Here is a 25,759-nt window from a genome sequence, read left to right on the forward strand (position 1 = left end):
ATGTTAGATAGAAAGGAAATGTTTAGGATTGATATTGATAACTTAACAATGGATGAAACCATTGATGTTATTACTAAATCTGTTGATAATCAACAACCTATTATGCAAATCGTAGTTAATGCAGGAAAGTTGGTTAATATGCAAGATGATAAGGAATTATTGGAAAGTATACAAAATGCAGATTTAGTTAATGCTGATGGTATGGCAGTAGTATGGGCATCTAAACTTCTAGGTAAGCCGCTAAAGGAACGTGTCTCTGGAGTTGATTTATTTGTGAAGCTAGTAGAGCGCGCTTCGAAGAGAAATGAGTCAGTTTATTTGTTAGGCGCTAGTGAAGAGGTCGTTAGTAAGGTAGCAGACAAGTTTATAAGTCTATATGGAGAAAGTATTATAGGAGGTTATAGAAATGGTTATTTTACTGAAGAAAATGAACTTTCAATTGTAAATGATATTGTTAGCAGTAAAGCTAATTATCTGTTTGTAGCAATTAGTTCTCCAAAAAAGGAGATTTTTTTGTCAAAGTATAAAGAACAGCTTTCATCTGTAGGATTTACTATGGGAGTAGGAGGAAGTTTTGATGTTGTTTCAGGGAAGGTAAAAAGAGCACCCTTATGGGTTCAAAATTGTGGAATGGAATGGTTTTATAGGTTTCTTCAGGAACCTAAAAGAATGTGGAAGAGAAGTTTTGTTACAAATGGGAAGTTTATATTTTTAGTCATAAAAGAAAAGTTTAAAAAACAATGAAACGTATATTAATAACTGGAGCAGCTGGATTCTTAGGATCACATTTATGTGATCGTTTTATCGCTGAGGGATATTATGTGATTGGAATGGATAATCTTATCACAGGAGATATTAAGAATATTGAACATTTGTTTCAATTAAGTAATTTTGAATTCTACCATCATGATGTGACTAAGTTTGTACACATACCTGGTAAGTTAGATTATATTCTTCATTTTGCTTCACCTGCAAGCCCTATTGACTATTTAAAAATACCAATACAGACTTTAAAAGTAGGCTCATTAGGAACACATAATCTCCTTGGATTAGCTCGAGTGAAGGGAGCTCGTATCCTTATAGCATCTACTTCTGAGATATATGGTGATCCATTAGTACACCCACAGACTGAAGAGTATTATGGTAATGTAAATACGATAGGACCTAGAGGAGTATATGATGAAGCGAAGCGCTTTCAGGAATCTATAACGATGGCCTACCATACCTTTCATAATGTTGAGACTAGAATCGTTCGTATCTTTAATACTTATGGACCTCGTATGCGACTAAATGATGGACGAGTTATACCCGCATTTATTGGCCAAGCATTAAGAGGAGAAGATCTTACAGTTTTTGGAGATGGAGGACAGACGAGGTCTTTCTGCTATGTAGATGATCAAGTAGAAGGTATCTACAGACTACTATTATCAGACTATCATTTGCCTGTTAATATTGGAAATCCTGATGAAATAACAATTCTTGATTTTGCGAAAGAGATAATAGCCCTTACAAACTCTAGTCAAAAAATTATTTACAAGGATTTACCAATAAATGACCCATTACAACGTTGTCCTAACATTGATAAGGCAAGAAATATTTTAGGTTGGGAACCTAAAGTAAACAGAAGTGTGGGAATGCAAAGAACATATGAGTATTTTAAAAACTACTCAAATGAAGATTTATTAAAAGAAGAACATAAAGATTTTTCAAAGTACATATACTAGTGAGTAAGAATTCAGGAAGATATTCATATTTAATCAGACCATTAACTATAGCTATAGACTTAGTTGTCATTAATGCTATGGCCTTAATATCCTTTAGTAGTTTAAAGGATATGATGTATCTATTTCATATTTATATTTCGTTAGGCTGGATAGTAGCTGCCTGGATGAGTAGCTTCTATGAGGTATTTCGATATACACGCGTTGTAAAAATAGGTGAGAAGATAGTAAAGCAGTTTGCCATTGTAATCGTGCTTTTAATGGCTTTTAATGGTATCGTAGAAGGATTTGCAGAACCTCTTGAATTGTTATTGTATTGTGTATATTCATTTGGGATCATAACCTTTGCTAAATTTTTAATCTTCTTTTCCTTAAAATATTTCAGACGTGTGTTAGGAGGAAACTCTAGGAATATTATAATCATAGGTACCGGGAAAGAAATCACCACATTACAAAAGCTATTTATTAAAAGGAAAGATTTAGGATATAGGATCTTAGAAACTTATGGTAGTGTTTTATGTAATGAGAAGTTTCAGGAAATAAAGGATTTTATTCTTAATAACAAGGTCGACGAGATATATATACAGTTTTCTATCGTACAGGGAGATGATTATCATGAGCTACTTGAGCTAGCTGATAATAATTTGATTACCTTAAAGTATGTACCTACTCAGAAGCAAATTATCATTAATAATTTAAAGGTAGAATATTATGATATAATACCGATTCTACCTAGACGAGTAATCCCTTTAGATAAACCGTATAATAAACTTTTAAAGCGATTATTTGATATTGTATTCTCATTTTTAGTGATTGTATTCATATTGTCTTGGTTGTTTCCTTTATTAGCTATTTTGATTAAGCTAGAGTCTAAAGGACCTGTGTTTTTTAAGCAAGTCAGAACTGGGATTAATGATGAAGAGTTCGTTTGTTACAAATTTCGTTCTATGAAGATGAATGATGATTGTGATAAACAACAGGCAACTAGGAATGATATGCGTATTACAAAAATAGGAGCGTTTATTCGAAAGATGAGCCTTGATGAGTTTCCTCAGTTTATTAATGTGTTTATAGGTGACATGTCTATTGTAGGGCCTAGACCTCATATGGTAGTTCATACCAAATTATATTCTAAGCGGGTAAATAGATTTATGCTTAGACATTTAATTAAGCCTGGAATTACTGGGATGGCACAGACTCACGGTTACAGAGGAGAGATAGAAACTGATAGAGATATTATAAACCGTTTTAAGTATGATTTGTTCTATTTAGAGAACTGGTCTGTCTTATTAGATCTAAAGATTGTATATCTAACTGTATACAATGTTTTTAAAGGAGAAAAGAAAGCGTACTAATATAAAGCACCTAATTATAAATTAGGTGCTTTTTTATTTGCTGTTACTTTCTTTATTGACTTATTTATATTTATTTTTGATGCTTAATAACAAACAACACAATTAATGAAAATTTTACTATTAGGTTCAGGAGGACGTGAGCACGCACTTGCTTGGAAAATGCTTCAAAGTTCTAAATGTGAAGAGTTATTCGTAGGTCCTGGTAATGCTGGTACTGCGAAGATAGCGAAGAATGTAAATGTCAATCCAAATGACTTCGAGGCAGTGAAAGCTACTGTTCTAGAACTAAAGATTGATATGGTAGTGGTAGGACCTGAAGATCCACTTGTAAAAGGGATTGTTGACTTCTTTAAGAAGGATGCACAAATAAACCATATTCCTGTTATCGGGCCATCTATGAAAGGGGCGCAATTAGAAGGAAGTAAAGATTTCGCTAAAGAGTTTTTGTTTAAACACAATATACCTACTGCTGCATACGCTACTTTCACTAAAGATACAGTAGAGGATGGTAAGAAGTTCTTAGAGACGCTTAAAGCACCTTATGTATTGAAAGCAGATGGATTAGCTGCAGGTAAAGGAGTTGTGATCTTAGAAGACATCAATGAAGCTAAAGCTGAACTTGAGAACATGTTAGTAGATGCTAAGTTTGGTGATGCAAGTTCTAAAGTGGTAATAGAAGAGTTTTTAGCAGGTATAGAACTTAGTTGTTTCGTATTAACAGACGGGAAGTCTTATAAATTATTACCTACTGCTAAAGACTATAAACGCATTGGTGAGGGAGATAAAGGTTTGAATACAGGAGGTATGGGGGCAGTTTCGCCTGTTCCTTTTGCAACACCTGAGTTCTTAAAGAAAGTAGAAGATAGAGTTGTTATTCCTACTGTTAGAGGACTACAAGAAGATAAATTAGACTTTAAAGGTTTTGTCTTTATTGGTATTATTAAAGTTGGTGATGATCCTTATGTTATCGAGTATAACGTACGTATGGGAGATCCTGAGACTGAGGTGGTAATGCCAAGAGTTAAGACTGACTTAGTAGCTCTTTTTGAAGCGATAGCGAATGAGACTTTAGGTGATATGGAGATTGAACTTGACGAACGTACAGCGACTACTGTTATGTTAGTATCAGGTGGATATCCTGAAGATTATGAAAAAGGAAAAGAGATTACAGGTATAGAAGAAGTACAAGATTCTATCGTATTCCATGCAGGAACTGCTCTTAAAGATGGAGAAGTTGTGACTAATGGAGGACGTGTATTAGCAGTGACTTCTTTTGGAAATACTTACGATGAGGCATTAAAAAAATCTTATCAAAATATAGACAAGCTAAATTTCGATAAGATTTATTTCCGTTCAGATATAGGTTTCGATTTGTAAAAATCGGAACTATTTTAAAAATGAGTGGGCTGTAGTATCTTGGTTATCTTCATTATTTGCCTTGAACATTTTTAGTTGTTTCAACCAAAAAATGAAACAGTAGCAAGTAATAAGGATAAATACCCAAGTAATGATATTAGCAGTCCACCAATTTGTTAATTCTAATTTTGCAAAAAGATCCATTGGAATAAATAGAACTTTTTCAAATAGGAATCCTAAACCAAGAAAAAATGAAGTCATCGTACTTTATTTTAAATTAAATAAAACTATTTTATCAATCCGTTACTAAAGATATCCTACTTTTAAAAAGTGAGAATAGCTTAAGTATGTACAAAAATATAAAATATATAAATGTTAGCAAGTATTTTTAGTAAAACAAAACCAATTAATTACATTATACTGACCATCTTAATCTTATTGATCAGTGTTTTGTATCTATTTATAGACCAAGATCAGTTGATTTGGACTAGTTATGAATTTGGTAAAAGAACTGTTTTACTAGGCTTGTTGATGGTAATGATGTTCTTATCTCAGTTCGTCGTTACTAGGAATAGGTTAGTGAAGGATAATGCTTATGTTCCTTTACTATTTGTCTCTTTTCTGATGCTCTTCCCTACCGTTTTAGTACATAGTAAGGTTATTATAGCTAATTACTTTGTTATGCTTGCTTTGCGTAGAATATTTTCTTTGCACTCACTTAACCAATCTAAAGAGAAGATATTCGATACTTCGTTATGGATATTTGTAGCAAGTTTATTCCATTTCTGGAGTGTATTATTCTTTTTACTTCTTTTTGTAGCGATTGCTTTTTTTGGAACCAAAGACTATCGCAACTGGTTTATACCTGTTATCGCTTTCTTTTGCGTGTCAGTATTTTTAGAGATATACTTAGTAATTGAGAATATCAGTTACTATGATTGGTTTTGGGATAAGTGTAGAGTAAGTTTTGACTTTATGTACTTTGAGAATCAGTATCAAAACATTTCATTAGCAGTATTTGTACCTATTGCCTTGTTGTTTTTTGTTAGTCAGGCACTAACGATTTCTTCAAAACCATATAATATGCAAGGAACCTATAAGAAAATCATTTTGTCATTCCTTATAGGTATTGCGATATATGTTGTTTCGGCTGATAAGAATAATGGAACACTTCTTTTTACATTCTTTCCTTTATCAGTGTTGGGAGCTAACTATATTGAAAGTATCCCACAGAGATGGAGAAGAGAAGCTGTCGTATACAGTGTATTCGGACTTGGAGTATTCTTCTATATCATGCAGTTAATATTATAACTTGTGCCCATAAGCTAAATCTCCTGCGTCTCCTAGACCTGGTACGATATAGTTATGGTCATCTAGTTTCTCATCTAATGTAGCTACCCATAAATTCACATTGTCAGGAAGGTTCTCTTCTAAGAACTTGATTCCTTCTGGAGCAGCGATAACTACTGCAATGTGTAGTTCTTTTGGCTTTTCTTCAGCCATTAACTTATTGATTACAGCTACTAAAGATTGACCTGTAGCTAACATTGGATCGATAAGAATTAATATCTTATCTTGGAATGAAGGTGCAGCTTGATATTCTACTAAGATCTCACTTGCCTCTCCATGTTTTCCATGACGACGATAAGCGGATACGAATCCATTCTCAGCGTTGTCATAGAAGTTCATAAACCCTGTGTGTAGCGCTAATCCTGCACGTAGGATAGAGCATAATACTACATTGTCTTCGATACACGTTGTGTGTTTTACCCCTAGAGGTGTCTGTACAGCAATATCCTTAAACGGCAACTTCTTGCTTAACTCATAAGCCATAATCTCACCGATACGCTCGATGTTTTTTCTGAAGCGCATACTATCTTTTTGGATAACTACGTCTCTTAATTGTGCTAAAAAGTGGTTTAGAATACTGTTTTCTGCGGAAATATAATGAATTTTCATCTCGGTATAATTAGTACGATAAAGGTATAAAAACTATATTTGTAAATAAAATATTTAGTATGTTTTCAGAATTAGCATTTCCAATATTCGAAGAGAGTATTCGTGACTATCATAAATTTGATAATGTTGATCAACCAATCAACAATCCATATCCAAAAGATGATATCAAACATTTATTGTATTTAAAGAACTGGATTGACACTGTACAATGGCATTTCGAAGATATTATTCGCGATCCACAAATTGATCCTGTAGCGGCGCTAACTCTAAAAAGAAGAATAGATGCTTCTAATCAAGAGCGTACGGATATGGTAGAATATATTGATAGCTATTTTTTACAACTACATAAAGATGTACAAGTAAAAGCGGGTGCTAAGATTAATTCTGAAAGTCCTGCTTGGGCTATAGATAGACTTTCTATCTTATCTCTTAAAATATATCATATGAACGAAGAGGCTACTAGAGTAGAAGCTTCTCAAGATCACAGAGATAAATGTCAAGTTAAGTTAGACGTTCTTTTAGAACAAAAGAAAGATTTAACTACTGCTATTGATGACTTATTAAATGATATCGCTAGTGGAGACAAGTACATGAAAGTGTATAAACAAATGAAAATGTACAATGACGAGGAATTAAACCCTGTATTGTACCAAAACAAGAAATAATTATATCTTTGATAAAAATATATAGAAAGCGTGAGTCATCACGCTTTTCTTGTTCTTAACCTAATTTAATCTGTTGTGGCACAGTTGAAACATATATTGGTATTTAGATTGTCTGCTATGGGTGATGTCGCTATGACTGTACCTGTAGTACGTGCTTTAATAGCACAGCATCCTGATGTTCGCGTTACTATTGTATCTCGTCCTTTTTTTAAACCATTCTTTAAGGATATAGATAGAGTCGAATTTTTTGCAATAGATGTAAAGAAAAGACACAAAGGTTTCTTGGGATTAATCCGCTTATTTAGTGATTTGAAGGAATTGAAAGTTGACTATTTTGCCGATTTTCACAATGTTCTTCGCTCACAGATTATCCGCACACTTTTCAGTTTGACAGGAGTCAAAGTAGCTGCTTTAGACAAGGGAAGAGAGGGAAAAAAAGAATTGACTCGTGCAGAGAATAAGGTATTTAAACAGTTGCCTACGATGTTCTCTAATCATCAGTCTACCCTTGCAAAACTTGGATTTAAAGTTGATTTAACTAATCCGCAGTTTCCTGAAGTACCACCATTAGCTCCTGAGCTATTACAGTATATAAAAGAGAAAGATACGGTATGGATTGGTATCGCTCCTTTCGCACAATATGAGACTAAAGTATATCCTTTAAACCTCATGCAACAGGTAGTAGATACTCTTGCAGAGCGTGAGAAGTCTATTATTTTTTTATTCGGAGGTGGAGAGAAAGAGATTGCATTATTAAACCAATTGAAGCGAGATAATTATAATGTAATCGTGATGGCAGGTAAGGTGAAATTCGATGTAGAGATCAACCTTATTCAGCATTTAGATGCTATGTTATCTATGGATTCAGGAAATGCACATATAGCAGCAATGCTTGGCAAGAAAGTTGTTACCCTTTGGGGGGCAACACATCCTTATGCTGGTTTCGCACCGTTTAATCAACCTGCAGATTACTGTATAACTGCAGATAGAGAGAAGTACCCATTATTACCTACTTCAGTGTATGGAAATAAGAAGGTAGAGGGGTATGAAGAAGCAATGTATACCATAGATCCACAAATAGTGTGTGATAAGATAATTGAAGTAATAAAATCAGATAAATAATTGTATTTTTGCAATATAAAACATTGACTATGAGAATAGCAGATTATATTAGAGATATTCAAGACTTTCCAAAAGAAGGTATTGGTTTTAAAGATATCACCCCACTTTTAAATGACCACGCTGCCATGATGGAAGCATCTAAGCAATTATTAGCATTAGTAGGTGATAAGAAGATAGATAGAGTAGTAGGGATGGAGAGTAGAGGATACTTTTTCGCTACGCTATTAGCAGAAAAATTAGGTGCAGGTTTTGTCCCTGTGCGTAAGCCAGGTAAACTACCTTTTGACACTATATCTGAAGCCTATGGTTTAGAGTACGGAACAGATATTTTAGAGATACACACTGATTCGATTAAGCCAGGAGAGAAGGTACTTATCCATGATGATGTATTAGCGACAGGTGGTACCGCAGAGGCTGTATGTAAATTAGTAGAACGCCTTGGAGGGGAGATAGTACAAGTTAACTTCTTAATGGAGCTATCATTCTTACACGGAAGAGATAAGTTAGGTAACTATGATGTAAAGAGCTTAATCAGCTACTAAGCATCTAGAAATCTATAATTAAAAACCTATCCAATACTTCTTATTATAAGGTATTGGATAGGTTTTTTTTTGACTTTGGTTCGGATGAGTCCATAGTGAGTCCATAATGAGTCCATAGTGACTCCATTAAAACAGCGTTTTTAATGCAGTCACTATGGAACTACTATGCAGTCATTATTCATTCATATGGAATGAGAATGCATTAAAGTAATAATAAAATAGTATTGAATTAGGGTGGGGTAAAACAAGTAAGAATTTCTTATTTATTGTCTCTATTTTGTGTATGTAGTCCTCTTGTTTGGGAAAATAGGAAACTGTTTTATTGTATAATTATCACCGTGAAATGAGTGATTTTATTTTAGGCAAAGTTAACTAATAAAAAGAGAAGTTTAGATGCTATTCGACGTGAAATGATAGATATGCAATGTCGCTTGGCAAAAGTAATTTTCATTGATGCTAGATAATCTCTTAATTTATAAGGGATTGAAAGGTGTTTTAATTTTTTAAGAAAACACTTGCAAAATCCAATAATAATTAGAAAACTTTGTTGATGCTTATTTAAGCACAGAATAAAATTATGAACAGAACCGATTTAAATATAACTTTTATCTCTAACAACATTGCTCTAGCATCTGTTGCGGTTACTTCTGTTTCTATTTCGCGGTCAACTCGCGTCCGGGCTTAATCTTTTTTAGCCTTTTTTAGTATAATGCCCTTTTTGGCATTATATCTGTACATATATCATATATTTTTAATGCTTTTTCAGACAGTAGTAGAATATTGTACCTATTTGGTATTATTTTCTTAACTTGTATTGAATCCTAATCACTTGTTTTGAAATGAATTCAAATCAGTTTATCGTTATTCCTGCGAACGAAACGCACGTAGGATATGCGGAACAAATTTGTGAAGAGATGGCTCAGTCGGCTCTAGCTAGAGGGACTGGTATCGCTAGAAGAAAACCAGAATACGTTGCCAATAAAATGGTTGAAGGTAAGGCTGTTATCGCTTTACATGTAGATGGTACTTGGGCTGGTTTTTGCTACATCGAGACTTGGAGTCACGGTGATTATGTAGCCAACTCAGGACTGATTGTTAATCCTGTATTTAGAAAAGAGGGATTGGCTAAAGCGATTAAGAAATGTGTATTCGACCTATCGAGAACAAAATATCCAAAGGCTAAAATATTCGGCTTAACTACTGGTTTTGCTGTAATGAAGATCAACTCAGATTTAGGCTACGAACCTGTTCCTTATTCAGAATTAACTCAAGATGAGACGTTCTGGAAAGGATGTGAGAGCTGTGTGAACTTCCAAATATTACAAAGTAAGGAAAAGAAGAACTGTCTGTGTACAGCAATGCTTTGGAACCCTGAAGACAAAGAAAAGGAGCTTCGGAATAAAATAGACCAAAAGACCAAAGCAAAAGAGCGACTTAAGAATATGCAAAAGAAAGTCTCTTTGCTTAAAAGATTGCAATTGCAATTAAAGAAAACAGTCAAAAAAACAAATCTATTTTAATTTTTAAACACATCGATCATGAACAATAAGAAAGTAGTATTAGCATTTAGCGGAGGATTAGACACAAGCTTCTGTGTAATTTATTTGAAAGAAGAATTAGGATATGAAGTGCACTCTGTAGCAGTTAACACAGGTGGATTTGACGCAGAAGAGGTTAAAGCTATTGAGGAGAGAGCTTTCGCTTTAGGTGTAGCATCTCACAAGACTATAGACGAAACGGAAGATTACTATAATGACAGTGTGAAATACTTGATATTCGGTAACGTATTAAAGAATGCGACTTATCCATTATCAGTGAGTGCAGAGCGTGTATGTCAGGCTACAGCTATCGCTAACTACGCTAAGAAGATTGGTGCTGAGGCAGTGGCTCATGGTAGTACAGGAGCTGGAAATGACCAAGTGCGTTTTGATATGATCTTTAATATATTAGTGCCTAATGTGCAAATCATTACGCCGATTAGAGATCTAAAATTAAGCAGAGAGGAAGAGATTGAGTTTTTACAAAAACACGGTGTCGAAATCAATGCAGAGAAAGCAAAATATTCAATTAATAAAGGATTATGGGGGACTTCAGTAGGTGGAAAAGAAACCCTAACTTCTAATCTATATTTACCTGAGGCGGCATGGCCTACACCAATAACAAAGTCAACTCCTGAAACAGTGGAAATCGAATTTGAAAAGGGTGAGCCTGTAGCGTTAAACGGTAAGAAACTTAAACCTACTGAGGTAATCCAACAGTTGCAAGATATGGCTCAACCATTTGGTATTGGTAGAGATATTCACGTAGGGGATACTATTATCGGTATTAAAGGAAGAGTTGGTTTTGAGGCAGCAGGACCTATCATCCTTGTAAAAGCACACCACACTTTAGAGAAACACACATTAACGAAATGGCAACTTAGCTGGAAAGAGCAGTTGGCTTCTTTCTATGGTAATTACCTACACGAAGGACAATTCCACGATCCAGTGATGAGAGATATGGAAGCATTCTTGACGAGTACACAGCAGACTGTAAGTGGTAAAGTGATCGTAGAGCTTCACCCACACCGTTTCGTAGTGATAGGTATAGAGTCAGCACATGATCTAATGTCTAATAAATTTGGTAGCTACGGAGAGATGAATAATGCTTGGTCAGGGGAAGATGTAAAAGGGTTCTCTAAGATATTCGGTAACCAAGTAATGATTTGGCATAAAGTTAATAACCAAGACCAAGAATAATATGCAAGAGATAAAAGTAGGAATAGTAGGAGGTGCAGGTTATACAGGGGGAGAGTTATTGCGTTTATTGCTACCTCATCCCGCAGTAGAGATTGCCTTTGTACATTCTAACAGTAGTGCTGGTAAACCAGTATATGAGATACACAGTGATCTATTTGGCGATACGGATTTGCATTTTACTAATGTGTTGATGGACGATATAGATGTATTGTTCTTGTGTATGGGACATGGTGATTCTAAAGTATTCTTAGCAGAGAATAAGATAGATAAAGAGATCAAGATCATTGACCTTAGTCAGGATTTTAGATTAAAAGAGACATCAGGTGAGTTCGTTTATGGATTGCCTGAGTTGAATAAAGAGAAGATAAAGAAGGCACATTATATCGCTAATCCAGGTTGTTTTGCTACAGCATTACAGTTGGCGTTATTGCCATTAGCTGATGCAGGTAAGATGCCTGAGTCTGTTTATATCAATGCACTGACTGGCTCTACAGGAGCAGGACAGAGTTTATCTACGACATCTCACTTTAGCTGGAGAGCGAATAATATATCAGTATATAAGGCATTCACTCACCAACATTTAAATGAGATAGGAGAGAGTCTTGTACAGTTACAACCTGATTATATAAAGAACATCAAGTTTATACCTGAGCGAGGAGATTTTGCGAGAGGGATATTTGCAAGTGTGATGTTTGAATCGACTTTATCAGTAGAAGAGCTTTACGCAATGTATACTAACTACTATGCACCTCATCCTTTTACGCATGTTAGCAAGAAAGGAATTGATTTAAAGCGAGTAGTTAATACCAATAAATGCCTTGTGTCTATCGTGAAGCAAGGTAATGATGTATTGGTTACTAGTGCTATAGATAACCTATTAAAAGGGGCAAGTGGACAAGCTGTTCAAAATATGAACTTGTTATTCGGATTAGAAGAGAATACAGGTTTACAACTTAAAGCTTCGGCTTTCTAAAGAGAAGTAATTATGATGAAATTATATGATGTATATCCCCTAAACCCTATCGAAATCGTAAAAGGTCAAGGGAGTTATGTATATGACAACAAAGGTCAAGAGTACTTAGATTTATATGGTGGACACGCTGTGATCTCTATAGGACACACGCATCCACACTATGTAAAAAGGGTAACAGACCAATTAAATAAAATAGGATTTTATTCTAATTCAATAGAAATTCCTCTTCAGCAGGAGTTGGCTACTTTATTAGGAGAAGTAGCTGGATTAGATAAATACCAATTGTTCTTGTGTAATTCTGGTGCTGAAGCAAATGAGAATGCTTTAAAGTTGGCTTCTTTTTACAATGGAAAGAAGAAAGTAATCGCTTTTGACAAGGCGTTTCACGGTAGAACATCTCTTGCGGTATCAGCTACTGACAACCCAAAGATAGTTGCTCCAGTGAATCAAACGGATAATATCGTGTTCTTGCCATTTAATGATGAGGAAGCGCTTGAAGCAGCATTTGCGGCTTATGGCGATGAAGTTACAGCTGTTATTATTGAGGCAATTCAAGGTGTAGGAGGTATTAAGGTAGCTACAGATAGCTTTTTAGCGAAGATCAAAAGCTTAACTACACAGTACGGAGCAGTGTTTATCGCTGATGAAGTGCAGTGTGGGTATGGGCGTACTGGTCAGTTCTATGGAGTGAATGACGGTGGAGTAGAAGCTGATATTTACACGATGGCTAAAGGGATGGGGAATGGATTTCCTATTGGTGCGATTGCTATCGGTGAGCAGTTTAAACCTTGGCATGGACAGTTAGGTACGACTTTTGGAGGTAATCATTTAGCGTGTGCAGCAGCATTATCTGTATTAGAAGTAATGAAGCAAGATAACCTAATGGCGAATACAGCTAAGGTAGGAAATTACCTGATTAGCGAATTAAAGAAAATGGATAAGATACAGGAAGTAAGAGGGAAAGGATTAATGATCGGAATAGACCTTGCTCCTGAATTAAAAGATGTTCGTAAAGAACTTTTAGTGAAAGATCACATCTTTACAGGGACAGCAAGTCCTAATGTAATTCGGTTGTTGCCAGCATTAAATCTAACTCAAGTAGAGGCTGATTTATTCTTGGACAAATTCAACAGCAGATTACAACAATTCTAAAAAGACAATTACAATGAAAAAATTTTTCTCCGTTAACGATATATCATCTCTATCTAATGCTGTAAAAGACGCATTAGCATGTAAGGCAAATCCTTTTGCAGAAGAGACTCTTGGTAAGCATAAAACGATCGGTTTAGTATTCTTAAACCCAAGTTTGCGTACGAGGATGAGTACTCAGAAGGCTGCGGCTAACTTAGGGATGAATGTGATGGTGATGAATATGACATCTGATGGATGGGCATTAGAGACGAAAGATGGTGTCGTGATGGACGGAAATACAGCAGAGCATATTAGAGAAGCTGCTGCCGTGATGGGTGAGTACTGTGATATCTTAGGACTTCGTTCTTTCCCAGGACTTAAAGATGCAGAAGAAGATTATAGTGAAGAGCTATTTAGCAAGTTCGCTAAATACTGTGGAAAACCTGTAGTGAGTTTAGAGAGTGCGACAAGACACCCTTTACAGAGTTTTACGGACTTGATCACTATCGTAGAGCACTTTGATTATCAATATGACGAGGCACAAGAGAAGTTAGTTCCTCAAGGGAAGAAACCTAAAGTAGTACTGACTTGGGCTCCTCACGTTAAGGCATTGCCACAGGCAGTACCTAACTCTTTCGCAGAGTGGATGTGTAGAGCGCAGACAGAAGGCCTTGTAGATTTTGTAGTTACTCATCCTGAGGGATATGCTCTTAAAGAAGAGTTTACTCAAGGGGCGACAATGACGACGAATCAAGATGAGGCATTAGCTGATGCAGATTTCATCTATGTAAAAAACTGGTCAAGTTATGAAAACTACGGACAGATAACATGTACAGACTCTTCTTGGATGTTAACTTTAGATAAATTAAAGGCAACTAACCAAGCGAAAGTAATGCACTGTCTACCAGTTAGACGTGATTTAGTAATCTCTTCTGAAGTATTAGATAGTGAGCACGCTATCGTGATCCAAGAATCGGGTAACAGAGTATGGGCTGCACAGTCAGTATTAAAAGAAATGCTTAAAAAACAATAATTATGCAAAGCCTTACAGTTATTAAAATAGGAGGGAATATCGTTGATAATGAGTCTGCGTTAAGCGATTTTTTAGACACTTATGCAAAAATAGAAGGACCGAAAGTCTTAGTGCATGGTGGTGGAAAGTTAGCTACACGTATGGCTACGCAGTTGGGGATAGAAACTCAAATGGTCAACGGACGTCGTATTACAGATGATGCGATGTTACCTATAGCTGTAATGGTATATGCAGGATTGATAAATAAACAAATCACAGCTCAGCTTCAGGCGAGAGGTTGTGATGCGATGGGAATCTCAGGAGCAGATGCTAAGCTTATACAGAGTCATAAACGCCCTATAGAACCAATTAACTATGGTTATGTGGGAGACTTTGAAGCAAGCGATGTGAATGTGGTTCGTCTAAAACAATTGATAGAGATCGGAATTAATCCTGTATTCTCTGCAATTACGACTGATAAGGAAGGCCAACTACTAAACACGAATGCGGACACCATAGCTTCTAATTTAGCTGTTGCTTTAGCTACTGAGTATAAAGTAGCTTTAGTGTACTGTTTTGAACGCAAAGGTGTGTTGCAAGACATGAACAACGAGGACTCTGTGATAACGACCATTAATCAAGAGAACTTCACACAACTAAAACAACAAGGGGTGATAGCAGATGGTATGTTGCCAAAGATAACAAACGCTTTGGCGGCTGTCAACCAAGGAGTAAACAGAGTATGTATCAAGAAGGCTGAGGATCTATTAGATGAAATGGCTGGTACTACGATTAAACTCTAAAAATATACTGAAACACAAAGACCACTAACTATTAGACAACCATAATGAAAGATAACTTATCACAACAGGCTATAGCTTTATTAGAGCAGTTAATAGCTACTCCATCATTTAGTAAGGAAGAACACCTTACATCTGATCTTATTTCTAATTTCTTAGAGAAGCATGGAGTATCTATACACCGAGAACTTTTTAATGTTTGGGCTTTTAATAAACACTATGATCCGAGTAAGCCGACTATTCTATTAAACTCTCACCACGATACAGTGAGACCGAATAAAGATTATACTCGTGACCCTTTTAAACCTGAGGTGATAGATGGAAAATTATATGGATTAGGAAGTAATGATGCAGGTGGATGCTTAGTATCACTTATCGCTACATTTCTTTACTTCTACGAGCAAGAAGGATTAAAATATAACTTCTGTATCGCTGCAACTGCAGAAGAGGAGATATCAGGTAATAATGGTTTAGAATATGTAATCCCTAAGTTAGGAGAATTAGAGTTCGCTATAGTAGGAGAACCTACCCTAATGGACTTAGCGGTAGCAGAGAGAGGATTAATGGTACTTGACTGCGTGGCTAAAGGGCGTTCTGGACATGCAGCGCGTAATGAAGGAGATAACGCAATATTCAAAGCGATAAAAGATATAGCATGGTTTAATAGCTATCAGTTTCCTAAGGTGTCTGAGGAGTTTGGACCAATCAAGATGAGTGTGACGATGATTAATGCAGGTACACAGCATAACGTAGTTCCATCTACATGTGACTTCGTGGTGGATGTACGTGTGACAGATGCTTATACGAATGAAGAGGTGTTAGATATGATAAGACAGCATGTAGACTGTGATGTCAATGCGCGTTCTACTCGATTAAAACCATCTTCGATAGCAAAGGATCATCCGATCGTACAGGCAGGTATCGCATTAGGAAGAACTACTTATGGTTCGCCGACTACGAGTGACCAAGCTTTATTAAGTATTCCATCACTTAAGTGTGGACCTGGCGACTCTGCTCGCTCACATACAGCAGACGAGTTCGTCTATGTAAATGAGATCGAAGAGGGAATAGCCTTGTATATAGAGATGTTAAAACAAATCGTGTAGCAAATGAAATTATGGCAAAAGAATACTACTGTAGATAGTTCTGTAGACACTTTCACAGTAGGACAAGATAGAGTGTTAGATATGAACCTTGCGGCATTTGACGTTATGGGGTCACTGGCACATACACAGATGTTAGAAAGCATAGGACTACTTGAATCAGAAGATTTAGTAGTGATCCAAAAAGAATTAAAACAAATATACCAAGAGATCTTAGCAGGTCAATTCACGATAGAGGATGATGTAGAAGATATTCATTCACAGGTAGAGTTGTTGTTGACTAGAAGGATAGGTGACGCTGGTAAAAAGATACATTCAGGACGTTCAAGAAACGACCAAGTGTTAGTCGATCTAAAGCTTTATTTCCGCCATGAGATAGAAGAGATAGTGATCAAGACTAAAGAGGTGTTCGATACGCTACAGCAGTTGAGTAATCAGTATAAGGATGTCTTATTACCTGGGTATACTCACCTGCAGATAGCGATGCCTTCTTCATTTGGATTGTGGTTTGGAGCATATGCAGAGAGTCTAGTAGATGATCTAGAGATGATGTTAGCGGCGTGGAAAGTAACGAATAAGAATCCTTTAGGATCTGCTGCAGGTTATGGTTCGTCATTCCCTTTAAACAGACAGATGACTACAGATCTATTAGGGTTCCAATCTATGAACTATAATGTGGTCTATGCTCAGATGGGTAGAGGGAAGACAGAACGTATCTTAGCACAGGGACTAAGTTCTATAGCAGCTACTTTAGCGAAGTTCACGATGGACGGCTGTCTATATATGAGTCAGAATATGGGCTTTATCAAATTCCCGGATCATTTGACTACAGGCTCGAGTATTATGCCTCATAAGAAGAATCCTGACGTATTAGAGCTAATTAGGTCAAGATGTAATAAGATACAAGCTTTGCCTAATGAAATAGCTTTAATGACTACTAATTTGCCTTCTGGATACCACAGAGATCTTCAGTTGTTAAAAGAGAATTTATTTCCTGCTTTTACATCGTTAAAAGAGTGTTTAGATATCTTGAGACTGATGTTAGATAATATAGAGGTGAATAAAGAGATATTAAGCGATCCGAAATACGACTATTTGTTTAGTGTTGAGGTCGTGAATGAATATGTGCTAAAAGGGATGCCTTTTAGAGAAGCATATAAAGAGATAGGACTGTCGATAGAGGCAGGTACTTATAAACCGTCAAAAGAGGTGAATCATACGCACGAAGGTAGTGTAGGTAACCTTATGAATGATGCAATCAAAGGAGAGTTTGACCGTGTATATGCGTCATTCAACTTTGACCAAGTAAATGAGAAACTAGTAAGTTTAGTGTTGTGATAGATTGAAAGAGGCTTTTCCACGCGGTGGGAGAGCCTCTTGCTATTTATTAATTTATCAATGTTAACTATAATTGATTAAGAGTTGTATGAAGTGATATACTTTGTGCAGCTCTTTTTTGTTTTATTTAATTATCTTTAATGTTCTTAAAAAGAAGATAATGAAGAGATTATTATGTTTATTATTTATCTGTGCGACATCTTTGGTATCCGCTCAGATTACAGATATTGCTGTAAATAAAGCTTCTTTTGAGAAGTCAGATTTTCCTTATAAAGGAGACAGGGTACTTCTAGTAGATCGAATAAATGGTTCTAAAGAAGAGAACATATTTGTCTTCGCTAAGAATAAACGAGAAGAAGAGCAGGATATACTCTATATACAGCAATTCACTAAAGAGAATGATAAGTGGGAACTTAAGGTTAATAAAATAATAGCCGATGAGGGTATCGTCACTTCTGTGTATAATAACCGCAAGGCATTTAATGATGTAGAGAAAGATGGTTTAGTCGATGCGTTATTTATATATACGCGAAATAATAAGGGTGATATGGATAATCCTATTGAGATTATAGAGTTATTGTTTCACAAACATCAGTTGTATTGGGTATCTAGTACATCTAGTTCAGACTTTACAGAAGATAAGTATAGTTCTAATTTTAGTACATTACCTAAGGCTGTTCAGGATTATGTATTAGACTATTGGAAGAAGTTGGATAAGAAATAGAATAATAAACCACCATTTGACCTTAGTTTAATAGTGGTTTGTTGTTTTAATCCTTTGGTAATGTATAGTTTATGATAGTTCTTGTCTATTGTTTAGGCTTGTCTTTCTTGATGTATAATTGATAGAAGAATATACCACCTACCAACACTAAAGGAATCAGAGGAGAGAAATCTTTAAAGGTCAATGTCTGTACAGCATTGTACACCTTTATCATATCACTGATATGAATCCCGATAAAGAAGAGTGTGATTACTAATAGTATGAATACTATTTTCTTGTTTAATTGAATCATAATTGGTTGTTATTAGGGTTAAAAATTATTTTATAAATATCATTTAATATATATTGAGGGCAGTCTTTCTCTAATGTGAACTGATATACAGGCATATCAAAGTACTCTGTTTTTTCTGTTTCAGGGTCAGTATTAGCATCTCCAGTCTCCAGCTTAATCTTTTCTGAAAAAAAGTCGACAGATAAAAAGATATGTATTCCACTACCTCTAGAATAATCATCAAGTTGACTTAGATACAATTCTTTATCCTGATAAGAAAATTTATATTTAGTATTGCCACTTGCATACTCATTGTAAAGATGAATAACCAATTGATGTTTCTCGATTGTTATTTCTTCGTTGTCATAATTAGATGCTTTAAAATACTTTGATGGCATCACTACTTTAGACATCTTATCTAACCTATAAGTACCATCTGTTTGTTGTAATACTATTAACATAGGGCGCTCGTCATATAAGTGCGTCTTGTCAGTTAATACAATAGCGTAATCTTTAAGTCCATCATTGTTAAGGTCGCCTTTAGCCTCATGCTGAATTTCAAATGGTGTGCCTTTGGGAATAAAGTCAGTTATCGACTTTCCTGTTTCTGGGAAGGTGTAATCTATGGTCGTATATTCCTCAGTAGGCTCTTCTTCAGGCTCCTCAGAGTCTGTGTATAGTGGAGCCTCCTCGTATTGATCTACATTAGGATTGCTTTCTTCAATTGTTTTTTTGCAGGCAGATGTTGCTATTGCTAAGAATAGTGACAAACCTATGGAAGTAATATAACTCTTGTTCATGTAGTGTATAGTATAAGATAAATTAATGTGTGGTTGATATTAAAGTACTTCATAACCTTTTAATTCTTCCTTATAAGTTTCGTGTATCAGAATTTCTACATGTGTATTTTCAAAAGTGTGTTTAGACGGAGTTATGCTGATATTTATTCGCTTGTCTTCAGCATCTTCTACCATAAGATTAGAAACTACGCAGTTAATCTTTCCTTGTATAAAATCAATATCAACTGAAGCCGAAGCACCAGCTCCCCTCATAAATAGACCACCATTTATAAGATATAACTCATTATCTATATAAGTATAGGTATATGAGATATTATTGTTACCATTCATGGTAAATAAGAAAATTTTAAGTAGACCTTGTTCTATAGTTATACTTTCTGAATCATAGTATGGATATCTATTCTCTAAGAATTCAATAGGGATAGCTACTTTAGAGACTTTATCTAATTTATAAGTACCATCTGTTTGTTGTAATAGTATTAACATTGGGTATTCGTCATATAAGCGCGTTTTGTCAGTTAATACGATAACGTAATCATTAAGTCCATCACCGTTGAGATCGCCTTTAGTCTCATACTGAATTTCAAAGGGAGTACCTTTAGGAATAAAATCAGTGATAGACTTTCCTGTCTTCGGGAAAGTATAATCTATGGTAGTATATTCCTCAGCAGGCTCTTCCTCTGATTCCTCAGAGTCTGTGTATAGTGGAGCCTCCTCGTATTGATCCACATCAGGATTGCTTTCTTCAATTGTTTTTTTGCAGGCAGATGTTGCTATTGTTAAGAATAGTGACAAGCCTAAGGTAGTAATATAACTCTTGTTCATTAGATAGTGTTACAAGGGGGACTCGTCTAATAGTAAAGATAACTGTTTGTCTTGTAATTGAGTAATATTGGAAGATGTTTTTGCTAAGTGTAAAGACAAAAAAACTCTCCACTTAGGGAGAGCTAGTATAAAGTAAGACGTCTATTAAACGTCGTCGTAGTCTACATATATTTCGTCTGAAGTAACGATAGCTTGACACGATAAGATTATACCGTCTGCTATTTCGTCGTCAGATAGGATACTGTTCTTTTTCATCACAGCAGTTCCTTTTACTATCTTACACATACAAGAGCTACAGATACCACCTTGACAAGAATAGGGTGCATCAACACCTGCTTTAAGTACCCCGTTTAGCAATACTTCACTCTTCGGCATCTCAAAAGTAGTTTCTTCATCATCTACTAGAGTAGTTACTCTAGTAGTACCTCCATCTGCTTGTACAGGATCTACACCATCTGTATTAGGAGTAAAGATCTCAAAAGCGATTTTATCTTTAGAGACGCCTTTCTCTTGAAGGGTAGCGCTCACTGTATTGATCATATCTTCTGGTCCACATAAGTAGTAGTGGTCAAATGCAGTATCTTTATGTTTATTGTTTACTACGAAGTTAATATTCGCTTTGTCAATTCGTCCGAAGATAGAGTCATTCTCTCTGATACGTGAATATACGAAATACACATTTAGACGCTCAGGATATTGGGCTTGTAAGTCGTGTAATTCTTTGTAGAATATCGTCTCTTCAGCATTCTTGTTTCCATATACTAATACGAACTTGCTGTTAGGCTCTTGTTCTAATACTGTCTTTAGGATAGCCATCACAGGAGTGATACCACTACCTGCTACGAATGCTGCATAGTTATGCGCTACAGTAGGATTAGGTTCTAGTATGAATCTTCCTTCGGGAGCTTCTACTTCTAGTTGGTCACCTGCTTTAAGTACTTCATTTGCATAAGTAGAGAACACACCGTGCTCTACCTTCTTTACAGCTATACGCACTTCTCCACTCGTCGGAGTAGAACAGATAGAGTAAGCTCTACGAATTTCTTTTCCGTCGTGTAGGTGTTTAATATTTAAATATTGTCCTGCTTTAAATGCATAACCTTCTTGAAGATCAGCAGGTATATCAAATACTATAGATACTGCATTAGGAGTCTCTCTCCGAACTTCTTTTACAGTTAATAGGTTGAATCTTGACATAGTTAGTTTAGTTTGAACTGACAAAAATACAAAAGTGAATGAGTTAAAGACACATTAATTGTAGTATAGATCAATTCTTTTACAGATAATTAACTATTTAGCAGAATAAATACTATGCATACATAGTAGATAAAGCTTGAGTTCTAAAGTAAGTGTACTGATAGTTAAGGTATTTGAATTAACTATTACGAAATGTTTAAGTGCATTATGTTAAATTATACAAGAGGAGTTGTAACAGGACAATAAGTTGATATACTAATGGTTATAATTAGACCAAAACCACCTTATGAACAAGTTTATATTACTACCAATATTGCTGTTAAGTATGTCTATGTTAGGACAGCTTAAAGGGAATATCAAGGATACACAAGGCAAACCAATAAGCTACACAACTGTCTATGTCGAGAAAAGTCAACAAGGAACCATCAGTAATGAACAGGGGAATTATGAATTACCCCTTAACCAAAAGGGAGAACATACTATTGTCTATCAGTTCTTAGGATATAAGACTGTACGCAAAGTAATTTCTTATACAGGTACTCCCCAAATAGTGGATATAGTCTTAGAGACAGAAGAGTTCGTCTTAGATGATATCGTAATCAAGGCAGGAGTGAATCCTGCTGATGACTTAATCAGAAATGCAATAAAGAACAAGAGAAAAAATACGGAGGGGATGTCTGCCTTCACTGCTGACTTTTATTCTAAGGGTATGCTGAAGACTTTAAAAATGTCAAAGTTCATTCAGAAGAAAGTAAAAAAAGATGGAGGTAGTCTAACAGGAGTGGATTCTTTAGGTAAGGGGGTGGTGTATCTCTCTGAGACGGTATCTAACCTAAAATATCAAAAACCCAACAAATTAAAAGAACACATCATCGCGTCAAAGGTCAGCGGTAATAATAGTGGGTATAGTTTTAATACAGCTGATGAGTCGTTCTATGATTTTTATGATAACCACGTAGTTATAGGAGATCTTGGGACAAAGCTTATATCGCCTATCGCTGATGGGGCATTCTCTTATTATAAGTATTCATTAGAGGCAACGTTCAGTGATCACGGTGTATTGATTAATAAGATTAAGGTAATGCCTAAGTCTGCTGCTCAGCCTGTATTCTATGGAGATATTTATCTAGTAGACGGTATAGGAGCTATCTATGGGATGGATTTAAAAGTGACAGGTGTGAGTTTACAACAACCCATTATAGAAGCGATTAATATCAATCAGAACTTTAGTTACGATGAGAACAATAAGAGTTGGGTGAAGCGTTCGCAGAACCTTGATTTAGTCTTTGGAGCGTTAGGAATACAGATACAAGGCGTGTTCTTAAGTGTGTTTAACAACTATAATTTTACACCTAACTTCACAAGAGCTAGTTTTGATAAAGAAGTATTGTCTTTCGCTAAAGATGTCAACAAACAAGATGATACTTTTTGGGAGCAGAATAGATTATTTGCATTGACAGAAGAGGAAGTAAGAGATTATCACGTTAAGGACAGTATTAGACAAATTAAAGAGTCTCCTGCCTATAAGGATAGCATTCGTATGAAGTATAATAAGTTTCGCTTAGGTGATGTCTTAGGCGGTTATAACTACAAGGGCAAGGATAATATGTATAGCTTAGGTTATGGAGGGATTTTGGGGAAGGATAGACCTGGATTTAATACCGTACAAGGGTTTAATATGAAGACGGACTTCTATGGTACGTTTTACGATAAGGATAAAAAGAGTTTTACATCAGGAAAGGTTAGTTTTGACTATGGATTTGCGTCAGATAGATTGCGTGTGTATGGTAAATTAAAACACTATTTCGATGGAAAAACGAACTCTACAGTTTATGTAGAAGGGGGAAGTAAGATAGACCAATATAATAATGAGAATATACCTGAACTATTAAATACTGCATTCTCTCTATTATCACGTAAGAACTATGCCAAGTACTATAATCACAATGAATTTTATATAGGGTATCAAGGTCAATTTTTAGAAGAGGCTTTAAAGATAAATACTGCGATAGGGTATGAGGATAGAAGTCCTCTGTTTAATAATGCGAATGGGGCATTCTATAAAGGGAGTAGAGTGTACACCTCTAATGATCCCCTAGCTCCATTAGATATGGAAAGTAGCCCGATATCAAATCACTATCTATACAAGTTTAAGTTGGGGACTAAGATTCGCTTAGGGATGAACTATATTACTTATCCTGATAAGCGCATTTATATGTCTAATAGGAAGTATCCGCTTATAGAGGTAGATTATGAAAAAGGCTTTAGTGGAAGCGAGAAAGGATTATCATACGATAAGTTAGAAGCACGATTTAGTCAAGAGTTGACAGTGAGTAATAAAGGTGTATTTGAGTATAACATACTTATGGGAAAATACTTTGGAGGAGAGAATATCTCTTATGTGGATAGGAAGCACTTCACAGGTAATGAGACCAACCTTAATATCAGTAATAATAGATTGACTTCATTTAATCTGTTGCCATATTATAGCTTAAGTACGAATAAGAGTTATGTAGAGAGTCACTTTGAATATGATTTTAGAGGTTTTCTTATTAATAAGGTTCCATTGCTTAGAGAGACTGGATGGAATGTTGTATTAGGCTATCACAATGCTATGGTGAGTGAGTCTAGACCTTATCAAGAGTTTACAGCAGGGCTATCTAACTTTGGTTTTGGTAAAATCAACTTCTTCCGTATAGATTATGTACGCTCATATAATGGAGGGGCATTTGCTAAAGATGGGATAATGATTGGTGTGAAGAAGAGTTTTTAAGTAAACTCGGATTATAACTATAAATAAAGCCTCTACAATTCAAAGGTAATTTGTAGAGGCTTTGTTGTATTGTTAGTCAAAAAAGAGAATATCGTTTTTGTTTTACGAACAACTCTTATTAAGACGATTGTAATTACATCTTTTGGATTGTTAATGTTACTGCTTTAGAATATATTGTATTAACTTTAATCTGTGTAGCTGAACTACCTTGAAGACCGAGACCCGTAGAAGTTCTATTTAGGAAAACTTGTAATTGTTCTCCTTTTTCAAAATATATGATTCTACTTGGTAATACAATAGAGTTTCCCTGCCCAGGAGTCTGATTCCAATTGATATTAAGAACCGGTCTGGTAGCAACTATGGTTTCCCAGGGAGTACTTGAGTTTTTCCTTGTTCTTATTCCAACCTGTACGTAAACGAATTGATTTATAGCTGCGGTTGCTATTTGGGCAGTTATAGACGAATTGACTAAATAATAACCTGATTGCCCTATCTGATAAGCACCATCTTTAATAGATATTTCTAAATTATTGTAAACAATATGATCAGGATTAGCGTCTATTTGTAATACTGTCCCAGCATTAAAGGCGGCTGTACTTGTTTCTGTAATATTTGTGTTCTCTGCTTCAAGGAAAAATACAGGTGCAACAATCACTTTTGAGTCTTTTGGTAAAGGCCCAACTTTACCTTCATTATCTATGTATAGCTGTCTGTTGTCTTGTGCTGTAAGTTCGTCAGCTTTTCTTACAATTAGATTACCATTAACATCTAATGTCGCTAGAGGTAATTGTGTATTAATACCGAGTCTCTCTTGTGAGAAACCCATAATGGGTAATAATACAAGTAGTGAGATAAATTTTTTCATAAAAGGGTTGTTTATTAAGCTAATTTATATAAAAATTTAATAATATATATACCTATTTAAATTTATATTATGGATTTCATCACTCTGTATTTTAGTGGGTTAAGAATGGACTTAGAGAAGTAGTGGCATATTATTCTATCACAGTGCGATGATGAGTGAGTCTAGACCTTATCAGGAGTTTACAGCAGGGCTATCTAACTTTGGTTTTGGTAAAATCAACTTCTTCCGTATAGATTATGTCCGCTCATATAATGGAGGGGCATTTGCTAAAGATGGGATAATGATTGGTGTGAAGAAGAGTTTTTAAACCTAGATTATGCGATATACATATAAACGAAAAGAAATTATACAAGGTAGGTCTGAATTAACGACACAAGCATATTATAGTATGGTTTAGAGTTAATGAAAGAACTATGAAGTAGAATTGCTTTGCAGTATTTGGCTAATGCATAGTATGGGTTAAAGATAAGTATAGTGATAAAAAAACGC

Annotated in this window: 26 protein-coding genes; 19 read left to right on the forward strand and 7 right to left on the reverse strand. The window is 35.4% G+C overall.

Annotated features, from left to right (window positions below; genetic code table 11):
• The 4 genes from CF599_RS08745 (at window position 1) to purD (ending at window position 4,453) form a co-directional block, all read left to right on the forward strand.
• Window positions 1-744, forward strand: a complete 744-nt coding sequence (locus tag CF599_RS08745; RefSeq protein ID WP_121965653.1) for a WecB/TagA/CpsF family glycosyltransferase — start codon at window positions 1-3, stop codon at window positions 742-744.
• A complete protein-coding gene (locus tag CF599_RS08750) occupies window positions 741-1,724 on the forward strand; it encodes a UDP-glucuronic acid decarboxylase family protein (protein ID WP_121965654.1) in 984 nt (327 codons plus the stop codon). The genes CF599_RS08745 and CF599_RS08750 overlap by 4 nt, the downstream gene beginning before the upstream one ends.
• Window positions 1,724-3,076, forward strand: coding sequence for an exopolysaccharide biosynthesis polyprenyl glycosylphosphotransferase (locus tag CF599_RS08755; protein WP_121965655.1), 1,353 nt, complete (start codon window positions 1,724-1,726; stop codon window positions 3,074-3,076). Before CF599_RS08750 ends, CF599_RS08755 begins: the two co-directional genes overlap by 1 nt.
• A 105-nt stretch (window positions 3,077-3,181) precedes the next feature.
• Complete coding sequence (gene purD, locus CF599_RS08760) at window positions 3,182-4,453, forward strand: phosphoribosylamine--glycine ligase (RefSeq protein ID WP_121965656.1); 1,272 nt, start codon at window positions 3,182-3,184, stop codon at window positions 4,451-4,453.
• 9 nt (window positions 4,454-4,462) lie between these two features.
• Here the strand turns inward: purD and CF599_RS19825 are convergent, their stop codons facing one another.
• Window positions 4,463-4,693, reverse strand: a complete 231-nt coding sequence (locus CF599_RS19825; RefSeq protein WP_121965657.1) for a uracil phosphoribosyltransferase — start codon at window positions 4,691-4,693, stop codon at window positions 4,463-4,465.
• Between the two features lie 111 nt (window positions 4,694-4,804).
• Here CF599_RS19825 and CF599_RS08770 point away from each other — a divergent pair, with 111 nt between their 5' ends.
• A complete protein-coding gene (locus CF599_RS08770) occupies window positions 4,805-5,743 on the forward strand; it encodes a DUF6427 family protein (RefSeq protein WP_121965658.1) in 939 nt (312 codons plus the stop codon).
• On the opposite strand, the gene upp is transcribed toward CF599_RS08770, so the two are convergent.
• On the reverse strand, window positions 5,738-6,391 hold the full coding sequence (upp, locus tag CF599_RS08775) for a uracil phosphoribosyltransferase (protein WP_121965659.1): 654 nt from the start codon (window positions 6,389-6,391) through the stop codon (window positions 5,738-5,740). The two genes, CF599_RS08770 and upp, sit on opposite strands and share 6 nt — an antisense overlap.
• Window positions 6,392-6,450: 59 nt before the next feature.
• Between upp and CF599_RS08780 the strand changes: the two genes are divergently transcribed.
• The 12 genes from CF599_RS08780 (at window position 6,451) to CF599_RS08835 (ending at window position 18,539) form a co-directional block, all read left to right on the forward strand.
• Window positions 6,451-7,056: a DUF4254 domain-containing protein gene (locus tag CF599_RS08780; RefSeq protein WP_121965660.1), complete on the forward strand. Its 606-nt coding sequence runs from the start codon at window positions 6,451-6,453 to the stop codon at window positions 7,054-7,056.
• Between the two features lie 75 nt (window positions 7,057-7,131).
• The gene (locus CF599_RS08785) at window positions 7,132-8,178 is read left to right on the forward strand and encodes a glycosyltransferase family 9 protein (RefSeq protein WP_121965661.1); all 1,047 of its coding nucleotides are present in this window, start codon (window positions 7,132-7,134) and stop codon (window positions 8,176-8,178) included.
• A gap of 29 nt (window positions 8,179-8,207) precedes the next feature.
• Window positions 8,208-8,720 carry an adenine phosphoribosyltransferase gene (locus tag CF599_RS08790; protein WP_121965662.1) on the forward strand — a complete coding sequence of 171 codons (513 nt, stop codon included), beginning with the start codon at window positions 8,208-8,210 and terminating at the stop codon, window positions 8,718-8,720.
• 839 nt (window positions 8,721-9,559) lie between these two features.
• Complete coding sequence (locus CF599_RS08795) at window positions 9,560-10,240, forward strand: GNAT family N-acetyltransferase (RefSeq protein ID WP_121965663.1); 681 nt, start codon at window positions 9,560-9,562, stop codon at window positions 10,238-10,240.
• 18 nt (window positions 10,241-10,258) lie between these two features.
• Complete coding sequence (gene argG, locus CF599_RS08800) at window positions 10,259-11,458, forward strand: argininosuccinate synthase (RefSeq protein WP_121965664.1); 1,200 nt, start codon at window positions 10,259-10,261, stop codon at window positions 11,456-11,458.
• A gap of 1 nt (window position 11,459) precedes the next feature.
• The gene (gene argC, locus CF599_RS08805; protein WP_121965665.1) at window positions 11,460-12,431 is read left to right on the forward strand and encodes an N-acetyl-gamma-glutamyl-phosphate reductase; all 972 of its coding nucleotides are present in this window, start codon (window positions 11,460-11,462) and stop codon (window positions 12,429-12,431) included.
• Window positions 12,432-12,443: 12 nt separating this feature from the next.
• Complete coding sequence (locus CF599_RS08810; protein ID WP_121965666.1) at window positions 12,444-13,583, forward strand: aspartate aminotransferase family protein; 1,140 nt, start codon at window positions 12,444-12,446, stop codon at window positions 13,581-13,583.
• A 13-nt stretch (window positions 13,584-13,596) separates the two neighbouring features.
• A complete protein-coding gene (locus CF599_RS08815; RefSeq protein ID WP_121965667.1) occupies window positions 13,597-14,595 on the forward strand; it encodes an acetylornithine carbamoyltransferase in 999 nt (332 codons plus the stop codon).
• 2 nt (window positions 14,596-14,597) lie between these two features.
• Complete coding sequence (argB, locus tag CF599_RS08820; protein WP_121965668.1) at window positions 14,598-15,377, forward strand: acetylglutamate kinase; 780 nt, start codon at window positions 14,598-14,600, stop codon at window positions 15,375-15,377.
• Window positions 15,378-15,421: 44 nt separating this feature from the next.
• The gene (locus CF599_RS08825; protein WP_121965669.1) at window positions 15,422-16,480 is read left to right on the forward strand and encodes a M20 family metallo-hydrolase; all 1,059 of its coding nucleotides are present in this window, start codon (window positions 15,422-15,424) and stop codon (window positions 16,478-16,480) included.
• Window positions 16,481-16,483: 3 nt separating this feature from the next.
• Window positions 16,484-17,815 (forward strand): argininosuccinate lyase, encoded by a 1,332-nt coding sequence (gene argH / locus CF599_RS08830; protein WP_121965670.1) that lies wholly within the window; start codon window positions 16,484-16,486, stop codon window positions 17,813-17,815.
• A gap of 160 nt (window positions 17,816-17,975) precedes the next feature.
• Entirely contained in the window at window positions 17,976-18,539 is a 564-nt protein-coding gene (locus tag CF599_RS08835) for a hypothetical protein (protein WP_121965671.1), read from the forward strand.
• 85 nt (window positions 18,540-18,624) lie between these two features.
• Here CF599_RS08835 and CF599_RS08840 read toward each other — a convergent pair whose 3' ends face one another.
• The 4 genes from CF599_RS08840 to CF599_RS08855 all read right to left on the reverse strand — a co-directional run bounded on the left by CF599_RS08840 (window position 18,625) and on the right by CF599_RS08855 (window position 21,632).
• Complete coding sequence (locus CF599_RS08840; RefSeq protein ID WP_121965672.1) at window positions 18,625-18,831, reverse strand: hypothetical protein; 207 nt, start codon at window positions 18,829-18,831, stop codon at window positions 18,625-18,627.
• Window positions 18,828-19,610, reverse strand: a complete 783-nt coding sequence (locus CF599_RS08845; RefSeq protein WP_121965673.1) for a hypothetical protein — start codon at window positions 19,608-19,610, stop codon at window positions 18,828-18,830. Before CF599_RS08845 ends, CF599_RS08840 begins: the two co-directional genes overlap by 4 nt.
• A gap of 39 nt (window positions 19,611-19,649) precedes the next feature.
• Window positions 19,650-20,435: a hypothetical protein gene (locus CF599_RS08850; RefSeq protein ID WP_121965674.1), complete on the reverse strand. Its 786-nt coding sequence runs from the start codon at window positions 20,433-20,435 to the stop codon at window positions 19,650-19,652.
• 144 nt (window positions 20,436-20,579) lie between these two features.
• Window positions 20,580-21,632 carry a ferredoxin--NADP reductase gene (locus tag CF599_RS08855; protein WP_121965675.1) on the reverse strand — a complete coding sequence of 351 codons (1,053 nt, stop codon included), beginning with the start codon at window positions 21,630-21,632 and terminating at the stop codon, window positions 20,580-20,582.
• Window positions 21,633-21,918: 286 nt separating this feature from the next.
• On the opposite strand from CF599_RS08855, the gene CF599_RS08860 reads away from it, so the two are divergent.
• Entirely contained in the window at window positions 21,919-24,405 is a 2,487-nt protein-coding gene (locus CF599_RS08860) for a DUF5686 and carboxypeptidase regulatory-like domain-containing protein (protein ID WP_121965676.1), read from the forward strand.
• Between the two features lie 133 nt (window positions 24,406-24,538).
• Here CF599_RS08860 and CF599_RS08865 read toward each other — a convergent pair whose 3' ends face one another.
• Window positions 24,539-25,270: a hypothetical protein gene (locus CF599_RS08865; protein WP_121965677.1), complete on the reverse strand. Its 732-nt coding sequence runs from the start codon at window positions 25,268-25,270 to the stop codon at window positions 24,539-24,541.
• Window positions 25,271-25,421: 151 nt separating this feature from the next.
• Between CF599_RS08865 and CF599_RS19505 the strand changes: the two genes are divergently transcribed.
• Complete coding sequence (locus CF599_RS19505; RefSeq protein WP_158221775.1) at window positions 25,422-25,577, forward strand: hypothetical protein; 156 nt, start codon at window positions 25,422-25,424, stop codon at window positions 25,575-25,577.
• The last annotated feature ends 182 nt before the right edge of the window (window positions 25,578-25,759 follow it).

It is taken from the genome of Myroides sp. N17-2 (assembly GCF_002286775.1).
Lineage (GTDB): Bacteria > Bacteroidota > Bacteroidia > Flavobacteriales > Flavobacteriaceae > Flavobacterium.

Excerpts from the sequence above, each read along its gene's own strand:
- CF599_RS08825 (WP_121965669.1), top strand. The coding sequence starts at position 15,422 with ATGAAAGATAACTTATCACAACAGGCTATAGCTTTATTAGAGCAGTTA.
- CF599_RS08840 (WP_121965672.1), bottom strand. The coding sequence starts at position 18,831 with ATGATTCAATTAAACAAGAAAATAGTATTCATACTATTAGTAATCACA.
- CF599_RS08855 (WP_121965675.1), bottom strand. The coding sequence starts at position 21,632 with ATGTCAAGATTCAACCTATTAACTGTAAAAGAAGTTCGGAGAGAGACT.
- argH (WP_121965670.1), top strand. The coding sequence starts at position 16,484 with ATGAAATTATGGCAAAAGAATACTACTGTAGATAGTTCTGTAGACACT.
- CF599_RS08770 (WP_121965658.1), top strand. The coding sequence starts at position 4,805 with ATGTTAGCAAGTATTTTTAGTAAAACAAAACCAATTAATTACATTATA.
- CF599_RS08750 (WP_121965654.1), top strand. The coding sequence starts at position 741 with ATGAAACGTATATTAATAACTGGAGCAGCTGGATTCTTAGGATCACAT.
- CF599_RS08780 (WP_121965660.1), top strand. The coding sequence starts at position 6,451 with ATGTTTTCAGAATTAGCATTTCCAATATTCGAAGAGAGTATTCGTGAC.
- CF599_RS08835 (WP_121965671.1), top strand. The coding sequence starts at position 17,976 with ATGAAGAGATTATTATGTTTATTATTTATCTGTGCGACATCTTTGGTA.
- CF599_RS19505 (WP_158221775.1), top strand. The coding sequence starts at position 25,422 with ATGAGTGAGTCTAGACCTTATCAGGAGTTTACAGCAGGGCTATCTAAC.
- CF599_RS19825 (WP_121965657.1), bottom strand. The coding sequence starts at position 4,693 with ATGACTTCATTTTTTCTTGGTTTAGGATTCCTATTTGAAAAAGTTCTA.
- CF599_RS08815 (WP_121965667.1), top strand. The coding sequence starts at position 13,597 with ATGAAAAAATTTTTCTCCGTTAACGATATATCATCTCTATCTAATGCT.
- argG (WP_121965664.1), top strand. The coding sequence starts at position 10,259 with ATGAACAATAAGAAAGTAGTATTAGCATTTAGCGGAGGATTAGACACA.
- upp (WP_121965659.1), bottom strand. The coding sequence starts at position 6,391 with ATGAAAATTCATTATATTTCCGCAGAAAACAGTATTCTAAACCACTTT.
- CF599_RS08795 (WP_121965663.1), top strand. The coding sequence starts at position 9,560 with ATGAATTCAAATCAGTTTATCGTTATTCCTGCGAACGAAACGCACGTA.
- CF599_RS08860 (WP_121965676.1), top strand. The coding sequence starts at position 21,919 with ATGAACAAGTTTATATTACTACCAATATTGCTGTTAAGTATGTCTATG.
- CF599_RS08850 (WP_121965674.1), bottom strand. The coding sequence starts at position 20,435 with ATGAACAAGAGTTATATTACTACCTTAGGCTTGTCACTATTCTTAACA.
- CF599_RS08745 (WP_121965653.1), top strand. The coding sequence starts at position 1 with ATGTTAGATAGAAAGGAAATGTTTAGGATTGATATTGATAACTTAACA.
- argC (WP_121965665.1), top strand. The coding sequence starts at position 11,460 with ATGCAAGAGATAAAAGTAGGAATAGTAGGAGGTGCAGGTTATACAGGG.
- CF599_RS08790 (WP_121965662.1), top strand. The coding sequence starts at position 8,208 with ATGAGAATAGCAGATTATATTAGAGATATTCAAGACTTTCCAAAAGAA.
- CF599_RS08810 (WP_121965666.1), top strand. The coding sequence starts at position 12,444 with ATGATGAAATTATATGATGTATATCCCCTAAACCCTATCGAAATCGTA.
- argB (WP_121965668.1), top strand. The coding sequence starts at position 14,598 with ATGCAAAGCCTTACAGTTATTAAAATAGGAGGGAATATCGTTGATAAT.
- CF599_RS08845 (WP_121965673.1), bottom strand. The coding sequence starts at position 19,610 with ATGAACAAGAGTTATATTACTTCCATAGGTTTGTCACTATTCTTAGCA.
- purD (WP_121965656.1), top strand. The coding sequence starts at position 3,182 with ATGAAAATTTTACTATTAGGTTCAGGAGGACGTGAGCACGCACTTGCT.
- CF599_RS08865 (WP_121965677.1), bottom strand. The coding sequence starts at position 25,270 with ATGAAAAAATTTATCTCACTACTTGTATTATTACCCATTATGGGTTTC.